Source organism: uncultured Kiloniella sp. (assembly GCF_937128705.1).
In the GTDB taxonomy this organism is placed as follows: Bacteria; Pseudomonadota; Alphaproteobacteria; order Kiloniellales; family Kiloniellaceae; genus Kiloniella.
The window spans coordinates 1-9143 of the sequence record NZ_CAKZMP010000338.1; the positions used below are offsets into that span (position 1 = coordinate 1).

Consider the following 9143-nt stretch of genomic DNA (forward strand, 5'->3'; position numbering starts at 1 on the left):
AACCTCTCGCTGTTCGCCCAGCGCTGCGATATCAGTTCGCGTGAGCATCTCATCAATTGATGAGCGCATTTCTTTAACTGTCTTTTCCAGATGCTCGACTTCTTCGTCGATATCATCGGCAATAATGCGGTTAATAACGATGCCACGATTGTGAAAGACAGCTTGCCCGATCCCCATACCTTCGTTCAGACAAAGGCCCTTGATCCGGTCTGGTTTTTCCAGCTCTTCTTTCGAGCTATTAGATTCGAGAGCAGAAACCGACAGCGCCCCACCAGCGATAAGTTCAGCCAGAACCATGGCGATGGTTTCCAGGGCTTCAACTTCTTCTTCGTCATAGTGCCTGTGGGTAACATTCTGAACGGCAATAACACCAAGAACCCGGCCACTTCGCAGGATTGGCACCCCCAACATGGATTGGTACGGCTCTTCCCCTGTTTCAGGACGGTAAGCAAAATTAGGGTGGCGCGGCGCATCAGAGACAGCCATAGGCAGAGCCAGAGCTGCGCACTGCCCCACGATACCCTCACCTTTGTGTAACCGTGTTTGGTATACAGCTTCGGGTTTTAGCCCCATCGTCGCAGCAAGCTCGAGATATTCACCTCGACGCATGACGTAGATCGAGCAAACCTCGGCATTCATATCCCGCGCGATCAGATTAACTGTTTGCGCCAGACGCTCCTGATTGGTGGACTTGCCCTTCATCTGATCGCGCAAGAGTTTCAACAAACGACGAGACCCACCCCAAGCCGATGTTTTTTCATTCTTGCCTGTCATCAGATCCAGCGTCCTCGCAACCAGTGAAAAATTCAGGTTCTTATAAATATTGGGTTATTGGCACAGAGCCTATAGCTCGGGGCCAATAACCCAACAAAATAAATCCTATGTCGGCTTTAAAGTACTGCTTATCTACGAAAACCGATTACAGAATTAATACTATAATATTAATCTTCTGAATCAAGGCCGTATGCAGTATGCAAGCTCCGCAGAGCCAGCTCTGTATATTCCTCGGCAACAAGAACAGAAATTTTAATTTCAGAGGTGGAAATCACTTCAATGTTGATCCCCTTCTCAGCCAAAGCCGAGAACATCTTTTGAGCAACGCCTGCATGAGAGCGCATACCAACACCAATGACAGAAATCTTCGCAACAGCAGGATCTGAATCCAGGCTGTCGTATTTCAATCCATTGCTGCTGTCTTCCAGAACTTTAATTGCTCTGTCCAGTTCAGCCTTGGCAACGGTGAAAGTCATATCTGTAGTTTTTTTATCGGCGGAAATATTTTGAACAATCATGTCCACATTAATCGCATTATCAGTCAAAGGACCAAAGATACTTGCCGCAACACCCGGCGTATCCCTTACGCTACGGAGTGTAATTTTCGCTTCATCACGATTATAGGCGATGCCACTTACGATTGCCTGTTCCACGATTTCTTCCTCGTCTACAACTAAAGTTCCGGGCTTGTCTTCGAAGCTGGAAAGAACTTGAACGCGTACCCCGTGCTTCATGGCCATTTCGACCGAGCGGGTCTGCAAAACTTTTGCCCCTTGAGAAGCAAGCTCTAACATTTCCTCATAGGTGATTTTTTCCATCTTACGGGCCTTGGCAACAATACGAGGATCAGTCGTATAAATACCGTCAACATCCGTATAGATATCACAACGATCAGCTTTCAAAGCTGCCGCAATCGCCACCGCAGAAGTATCAGAACCGCCACGACCCAATGTCGAAATTCGACCATCAGGACCAACTCCTTGGAACCCGGCAAAGACAGCAACTTGACCTTCACCAAAACGGCGAATGATATCGTCGACCTCAATGCGCTCAATTCGGGCACTTCCATGCGCCGCGTTGGTCACAATCGGGCTCTGCCAACCGAGCCAAGATCGGGCGTTGATCCCCATATCCTGCAACACGATAGAAAGTAAGCCTGACGTCACCTGCTCACCAGATGATACAACGGTATCATACTCGCGCAGATCATAGAGCGAACCAGCATCTTGAACATAATTGACTAGCTGGTTGGTCACACCAGCCATTGCGGATACAACTACCGCAACCTCGTTTCCCGCCTCAACCTCTCGCTTAACACGCTTTGCAGCGTTGCGGATTCGGTCAAGATCAGCAACCGAGGTGCCACCGAATTTCATAACGACTCGGGCCATCGGAACTCATCCTGTGAGGAAAATATAAATTTAATATCGCTGCCCTGAATACCACCGTCAAAAAACAGCTTTCAAACGGTTGCTCTCTGGGCTCGACATATCCATACTCTGCACGGCACAGCGACGCAAGAAAATGCGTGTGAAAAACGAACACAATCACACATGTAAAATGTAAAATAGCGTCAGATTTAAAGTAAATTTCTCGTCCTCTCATCCAGGGGACCCCGGCAAAATGATGGTTTAGAATACAATGAATGCGACCCAGATCCCCGAAAAAGACGAAGCGTCCGGCATTACCGTTGACCCCTTGGAAATATCAAAATTTGCGGCGATGGCGGACGAGTGGTGGGATCCACTGGGCAAATTCAAACCACTTCACCAACTGAATCCTGTCCGCATTAGGTATATACGGGACCACCTTGCCCAAAAACACGACCGCGACATCACAACCCTAACCCCACTCAAAGGATTAACGATTCTGGACATCGGGTGTGGCGGGGGCTTGTTATCGGAACCTCTCACCCGGTTGGGGGCAAAAGTCACAAGCATTGACGCTTCACATCGCAACATTGAAATTGCACAAATTCATGCCGAAGAAAGCGGCCTTGAAATGGACTATCGGCATATGACAGCCGAAGAGCTTGTCGAACAAGGAGCTCAATTCGATGCGGTTATCAATATGGAAGTTATTGAACACGTCGCCGATGTCGAGGCTTATAGCCGGGATTGCGCTGCCCTTGTAAAACCCGGCGGCACTATGTTTGGCTCAACTTTAAATCGCACAAAAAAATCTTATCTTCTTGCCATTGTTGGTGCTGAATATCTGTTACGTTGGGTCCCCCGAGGAACCCACGAGTGGAATAAGTTTTTGCGCCCGTCAGAGTTTGTCGACCTACTGCGTCGCAATGGGCTAGAGACCGAAGATCTTATGGGAATAGTATATAATCCGGTGCAGGATAAATGGTCTCAGGACGCCAGTGATCTGGATGTAAACTATATGCTAATCGCGGAAAAACCGTCATAAAACCATATCAAGACACAAGTTGCTCTAATCTAAAAGCCGCTACGCGTTGATCAAAAGGATGTATTCGAAGGGCATGACCGTTCATGCCTGTTAAGCATCCGCTTTTTGCTTCCAAGGAATTGTTGCAAAGGCAACGCCCTCTTCCTTTAGGCTTTTGGCATCAGTTTCACTTGCCTCACCATAGATATTCTTTTTGTCTGATTCGCCGTAATGAATTTTACGGGCTTCCGCGGCAAAGTCTTTACCAACATAATCAAAGTTATTCTCAACGGCTTTTTGAGCTTCAGAGATAAATTTTTGCGCCTTGGCCAGCTCTGTGGCCGAGACCTGCTTCTTCTCACTATTGGCCAGACTGACATTCGGTGCCATCAAAGCTTTTTTGACTTCTTTAGAAGAACAGTTGGGGCACAGAACAATCCCTCTTTCGGATTGATCCTTGAAGGCCGCACTATCTTTAAACCAAGCTTCAAAAACGTGATCGTTTTCGCATTTCAAATCGAAAAGAATCATTCTAATCCTGCTTTATTCGTACTGTCAGTTATGTAAAGAATATGGTTATGACTGATGATCTCTGCAATGGTCAAGCTTCTGATACCAGAAGTTATGGCATTAAAATCACCTGCCAGTAGTGAATGTAACTAGGCCTCAACATTAAGGCAAAACTCATTAATAGATTGTTCCATTCGATTGGAAACAGAAGGCAAAGATAATGAACGAACCATCTTCGTGGGTGCTTAGACATGCGGGATATATTCCCGAAAGTAGTGACATATTGGACCTTGCCTGTGGGACAGGCCGACATGCACGACTATTTTTAATGTCAGGACACTACGTTACAGCCCTTGATAAAAATACGGATGCCCTTAGTGATCTTGAAAACCATCCCGGGGCCGAGATTATTCTTGCTGATCTGGAAGACGGAAGCTCCTTTCCCCTCTCCAACAAAAAATTTGGCGGTATTATTGTTACCAACTATCTCTACCGAGCTCTCTTGCCTTTACTTCCCGAATTACTGCTACCAAACGGCGTTTTGATCTATGAGACATTTATGGTGGGGAATGAAAAATTCGGACGGCCCAAAAGCCCAGACTTCCTATTAAAGCCCCAAGAACTTTTAGACGAATATTACACACGACTAAAAGTTCAAAGTTATGAAGAAACAACAATCGCGGAACCTAATCCCGCCGTTGTGCAACGTATCTGCGCGGTAAATTCAGTATGAAGACGATCAACTGATGGTAAAGTCCCTATCATGATCTATTGATGGCACCATATCACGGGCTTGTTTCACGCGATCAAGATCAATATCAGCAACGATAATCCCCGGTTGATCACCGCCATCAGCAAGGACTTCCCCCCATGGCGCAATAATAAGGGAATGACCGTATGTCTCGCGCCCTTCAGCGTGAACACCGCATTGTCCGGCCGCAATGACAAAGCATCCATTTTCAATCGCACGTGCTTTTAAAAGAGTATGCCAATGTGCTTCCCCCGTGAACTTGGTAAAAGCAGCCGGAGCCGTCAAAATTGTTGCGCCCTTTTTCGCCTGAGCCCGGAACAGATAAGGGAAACGAACATCATAGCAAATCGCCATACCCAATTCAGCCCACGGGAGCTTAGCGACAACCGCCTGATCTCCGGGGCGAAATGTTGCTGATTCACGATAAGACTGGCCGTCGGGAATAACGACATCAAACATATGAATTTTATCATATCGGGCCGCAATATCACCTTGCGGTGAGAAAAGAAACGCACGGTTAGCCGCGCGACTTTCTTCGGTACCAACAATCAAAGAACCTATGTGCAACCAAACCCCAAGTTCCGCAGCGAGTGCAGAAAAAGCCTTCACCGAGGGATGATCACTCTCGGGAAGTGCTTTTTCCAGCGTCAGCTTTTTATTGGGTTCCATCATCGTCGTGCATTCGGGCGTTTGAATGTAGTCTGCGCCCAAGGCATGCGCCTGACGAATAAGATCGCAAGCAGGACCTAACGTAACGCTGTCATCCCGATCTGCTGTTAGCTGCACACAAGCTGCTTTGAATTTATTCAAGAGGCAATCCTGTTTTCGAGTTTGCTATCCAGTTTACCATGACTTTCAAGTGTCATGAGTTCATCACACCCGCCAATATGCTCACCATTAATGAAAATTTGTGGCACGGATGTACGCCCGCCAGCCTTCTCAACCATTTCTGGTTTACGACGTGGTTCCATCATTACGTCAATCTCGTTAAAAGCAACGCCTTTGCTTTTCAGCAGTTTTTTTGCACGGATGCAATAAGGGCAAAGCATACTGGAATAAACAACAACTTCAGCCATAGACAACATTCCTAAATTCGCTGTGGTTACACAAACAGGTACTTGATCACAAAACCTGCGAGTAACTTTATGTAAGGCACTTACTAATAAATTACAGTATCTGGCAATAAAATTTTATGCCCATAGCTCTATCACTCTTTTGTTACCCGGGCTAAAACTATCCCGCTGACAGAGGCTGCACCACTTGTTTTAAGCACTCGGGCACATGCATCCAGTGTTGCACCCGTGGTAAAGACATCATCAATCAAAACAACATGTTTACCGCGAACCTCATCTTGGTACTTGTGGCTTAATTCAAATGCATTGCGTACATTACGCCACCGCCCTGACATGGAAAACTGTCCTTGAGAAGATGTGTTTTTTGTTCGGCTAAGTAAATTCGGCACATATCTTTTACGATGAACACGCGCTACACGCTGTGCCAATAGTGCAGATTGATTATATCTTCGCCTCAATAAGCGTCTTCGATGTAACGGTACAGGTACAACGAAATCAGCTTTATCTAATATGCCTTTTCCACAAGATGACAGCCACTGTGTAAAAAGAGCAACCAAATGCGTTTTATCGGCATGTTTAAAGCCGATAATCATATCCTTACTATGTTCATCATAAACCAAAGCCGCTCTGCATTGATCAAAACTTTTGGGCATCTGAAGACATGCACCACAAAGCAAGCCATCTCCAGAAGATAGTTCAAAGGGGTAACCACAGGACCTGCAGCACGCATCGGAAATAAACGTCAAATCCTTCCAGCATGCCGAGCAAATCCCCGTATTATCCCAAATGGCCTCATCACAGTTCCCGCAAGCAGGCGGGAACAGGTAATTAACGCCCTTGGTAAAAAGATCTGGCACCAATTCTTTCATCATACGCATATTGCCATGCTAATTGATCTGGTTATCAAGAAGCAATCTGCTATAACCAGAAAATTATCTCGCGTTTATTGGGTTCCAGCATGACTGATATCTATATTTTCGATCGTAAATCTGTAAACCAGCACTATAGACGCTCCCAAAAGGAAATTGACGCCCATGACTTCCTTTTCCGAGAAGTCGCTGATCGGTTGGGAGACAGGCTCATGGATATCGCCCGCGACTTCCCCAAAGCACTAGATCTGGGGTCAAACCATACGATTCTAAAGGAAACTCTTGGCTCCAGAGGCGGGATACAAGACTTCACATCCGCTAGATTCCGATCAGAAGAGCCTTCCTTGCCTTCGGAAAGTGCCCTTCTGGGATCAAAAGAGATCGAAATATCAACAGAAATATTACCTCCGACCCCACAAACTTATGATCTGATTATCAGCAACCTTTGCCTTCATTGGGTTAACGACTTGCCAGGTATTCTTTTACAAGCACATCAATTCCTAAAAGCTGATGGTTTATTCATTGCTTCTATGATTGGGGGTGAAACCCTAAAAGAGCTACGCACATGCCTTATGGAAGCTGAAATGGAAGTAGAAGGTGGGGTAAGCCCCAGAGTATCACCGCTTATTGATGTCAAAGATGCAGGTGCTCTCCTCCAGAGAGCTGGGTTTGCTTTACCTGTTTCAGATTTTGATCGCATTGAGGTCAGCTATGCCAACGCATTTGATTTAATGAAAGAACTCAGAGGTATGGGCGAAACGAATGCTATTCATAACAGAAGGAAATCCTTCACCCGCAGGGAAACACTCTTAAAAGCAGCTCAACTTTATCAGGAAAAATTTTCTGATTCAGAAGGGCGAATTAATACTACTTTTGATGTCGTTTACCTTGCTGGTTGGGCACCCCATACGTCCCAGCAACAACCGTTAAGACCCGGTAGTGCAACAGAACGTCTTTCAGATTTCCTAGATACGGAAGAAACCAAGATTAATTAAAAAGAAAATTTTCATCTATTAAATAGCTTTACCCACAAATCCTTGCGCTTTCACAGGCCGCTCAGAAGCAGCGGCATTCCGAAAGTATATCAAGATATAAACACGGATTGCCGCAGTTAATGAAGAGTCCTCTTTGGCTTCATCAATCTGTGTACACAGTTCACCGATCGGACAATTCTCGCGCACGCAAATTTCAAAAAGCGCTTCCCACATATCCGGTTCCAAACGCAAAGAGGTTCTTCGCCCCTTCAGCGTTATATTTCGGTTTACTAATGTTGACATTAACCCCAATTGCGTCTGTGTTTTACACTTGACGCACCCCACAATAAAAAGCCTGTTATTCCCCTCGCGCTCCAAAAGTCTTACTTATTAATCAATTAGTAAGACTCGTCACTGGAACTACGGCACCAAAGCTTATAGTAAATCCCGTAACAATGCCACCAATGGCTCATCAGCTGGCGGCATTGGATAATCCCGTAATCGAACGGGGCGGACCCATGTAAATTCCTGCCCTTCGAGGGCGGTAATATTCCCTTCCCAGATACGACATACAAACAATGGCATCAACAAGTGAAAATCGTCGTAACTATGCGATGCAAAGGCGATAGGCGCAAGACAGGATGAACGTGTATCAATGCCTAACTCTTCCTTAAGCTCACGTACAAGTGCTTGTTCCGGGGTTTCGCCGGGATCAACTTTCCCTCCAGGGAATTCCCATAAACCGGCCATCGATTTACCTTCAGGACGCTGCGCAAGCAGTACACGTCCATCACTATCAACCAACGCAGCAGCCGCGACCAGAACGATAGGTTTCGCCACTTGGTCCCGCTTTTCAGCGGCCCAACACCCCTGCTCGTTTTCAGAAGAGTTCATAAATTTTATCCTGGAATTTCTATCGTATCATTAAGGCGCTACTAGCTGCGATAATCAGCATTGATTTCTATGTAGCCATGCGTCAAATCACAGGTCCAGACAGTTGCCTGCCCATCGGCAATGCCAACATCAACAGCGATAGAAATTTCCTGGCCCTTCATGTGCTTGGCAACAGGTACCTCGTCAAAGCCATCAACCCGTTGACCATCTTTGGCAATCGTAACCCCGCCCATGGCAATGGAGAGTTTATCACGATCAGCCCGTTCACCAGACTTACCAACAGCCATAACAACCCGGCCCCAGTTGGCGTCTTCTCCGGCAACTGCTGTCTTGACCAGGGGCGAATTTGCGATGGCTAAACCTACACGACGGGCAGCTTGGTCCGTTTCAGCACCGGTCACTTCAATGGCGACAAACTTGCTTGCCCCCTCACCGTCCCGAACAACCTGATGCGCTAGATCTATCAGCACTGTATTTAAAGCTCGAATAAAGTCAGCGAGCTCTGGCGCATTAATATCATTATAGATCGTGTTTCCAGCTTTTCCTGTCGCACAAAGAAGTACCGTATCGCTGGTAGAGGTATCACTATCAACCGTGATTGAGTTAAAGGACAAGTCCGCACCGCTCGAGATTAAATTCTGGATCATCGCCGGAGACAAGGCCGCATCTGTTGCGACAAAACTGAGCATTGTCGCCATATCAGGGGCAATCATCCCTGACCCTTTGGCAATACCATTAATTGTTACCGTTTTCCCATCAATCTGAGTTGTAATTGTGGCCCCTTTGGCAAAAGTGTCTGTCGTCATAATGGCTTCGGCAGCATCTTGCCAGCTATCTGGACGCAAATCCGTTTTCAAATCACCTAGGGCTGATGTTATTTTCTCATCGGGCAGTGGCTCACCAA

Annotated in this window: 12 protein-coding genes; 3 read left to right on the forward strand and 9 right to left on the reverse strand. The window is 46.5% G+C overall.

Features of this window, described 5'->3' with window-relative positions:
* Positions 1–774, reverse strand: a 774-nt coding sequence (locus Q0241_RS17150; protein WP_299379800.1) for a GAF domain-containing protein, incomplete at its 3' end; no start/stop codon positions are given.
* 167 nt (positions 775–941) lie between these two features.
* Complete coding sequence (locus Q0241_RS17155) at positions 942–2165, reverse strand: aspartate kinase (protein WP_299379803.1); 1224 nt, start codon at positions 2163–2165, stop codon at positions 942–944.
* A gap of 250 nt (positions 2166–2415) precedes the next feature.
* On the opposite strand from Q0241_RS17155, the gene ubiG reads away from it, so the two are divergent.
* Positions 2416–3189, forward strand: a complete 774-nt coding sequence (gene ubiG, locus Q0241_RS17160) for a bifunctional 2-polyprenyl-6-hydroxyphenol methylase/3-demethylubiquinol 3-O-methyltransferase UbiG (RefSeq protein ID WP_299379806.1) — start codon at positions 2416–2418, stop codon at positions 3187–3189.
* 90 nt (positions 3190–3279) lie between these two features.
* On the opposite strand, the gene Q0241_RS17165 is transcribed toward ubiG, so the two are convergent.
* Positions 3280–3699 (reverse strand): DUF1178 family protein, encoded by a 420-nt coding sequence (locus Q0241_RS17165; protein WP_299379809.1) that lies wholly within the window; start codon positions 3697–3699, stop codon positions 3280–3282.
* 199 nt (positions 3700–3898) lie between these two features.
* Between Q0241_RS17165 and Q0241_RS17170 the strand changes: the two genes are divergently transcribed.
* Positions 3899–4411 carry a bifunctional 2-polyprenyl-6-hydroxyphenol methylase/3-demethylubiquinol 3-O-methyltransferase UbiG gene (locus Q0241_RS17170; protein WP_299379812.1) on the forward strand — a complete coding sequence of 171 codons (513 nt, stop codon included), beginning with the start codon at positions 3899–3901 and terminating at the stop codon, positions 4409–4411.
* Between the two features lie 6 nt (positions 4412–4417).
* On the opposite strand, the gene Q0241_RS17175 is transcribed toward Q0241_RS17170, so the two are convergent.
* From Q0241_RS17175 to Q0241_RS17185, 3 genes are all read right to left on the reverse strand, one after another.
* Positions 4418–5239, reverse strand: coding sequence for a carbon-nitrogen hydrolase family protein (locus tag Q0241_RS17175; RefSeq protein WP_299379815.1), 822 nt, complete (start codon positions 5237–5239; stop codon positions 4418–4420).
* The gene (gene grxC, locus Q0241_RS17180; RefSeq protein WP_299379818.1) at positions 5236–5505 is read right to left on the reverse strand and encodes a glutaredoxin 3; all 270 of its coding nucleotides are present in this window, start codon (positions 5503–5505) and stop codon (positions 5236–5238) included. The genes Q0241_RS17175 and grxC overlap by 4 nt, the downstream gene beginning before the upstream one ends.
* A gap of 131 nt (positions 5506–5636) precedes the next feature.
* Positions 5637–6374 (reverse strand): ComF family protein, encoded by a 738-nt coding sequence (locus Q0241_RS17185; RefSeq protein WP_299379821.1) that lies wholly within the window; start codon positions 6372–6374, stop codon positions 5637–5639.
* A gap of 86 nt (positions 6375–6460) precedes the next feature.
* Between Q0241_RS17185 and Q0241_RS17190 the strand changes: the two genes are divergently transcribed.
* The gene (locus tag Q0241_RS17190; RefSeq protein ID WP_299379824.1) at positions 6461–7366 is read left to right on the forward strand and encodes a methyltransferase domain-containing protein; all 906 of its coding nucleotides are present in this window, start codon (positions 6461–6463) and stop codon (positions 7364–7366) included.
* Between the two features lie 18 nt (positions 7367–7384).
* Here the strand turns inward: Q0241_RS17190 and Q0241_RS17195 are convergent, their stop codons facing one another.
* The 3 genes from Q0241_RS17195 to argJ all read right to left on the reverse strand — a co-directional run.
* On the reverse strand, positions 7385–7648 hold the full coding sequence (locus tag Q0241_RS17195; RefSeq protein WP_299379828.1) for a ribbon-helix-helix domain-containing protein: 264 nt from the start codon (positions 7646–7648) through the stop codon (positions 7385–7387).
* Between the two features lie 132 nt (positions 7649–7780).
* On the reverse strand, positions 7781–8239 hold the full coding sequence (gene mutT, locus Q0241_RS17200; RefSeq protein ID WP_299379831.1) for an 8-oxo-dGTP diphosphatase MutT: 459 nt from the start codon (positions 8237–8239) through the stop codon (positions 7781–7783).
* A 41-nt stretch (positions 8240–8280) separates the two neighbouring features.
* On the reverse strand, positions 8281–9143 hold an 863-nt coding region (gene argJ / locus Q0241_RS17205), incomplete at its 5' end, for a bifunctional glutamate N-acetyltransferase/amino-acid acetyltransferase ArgJ (RefSeq protein ID WP_299379834.1).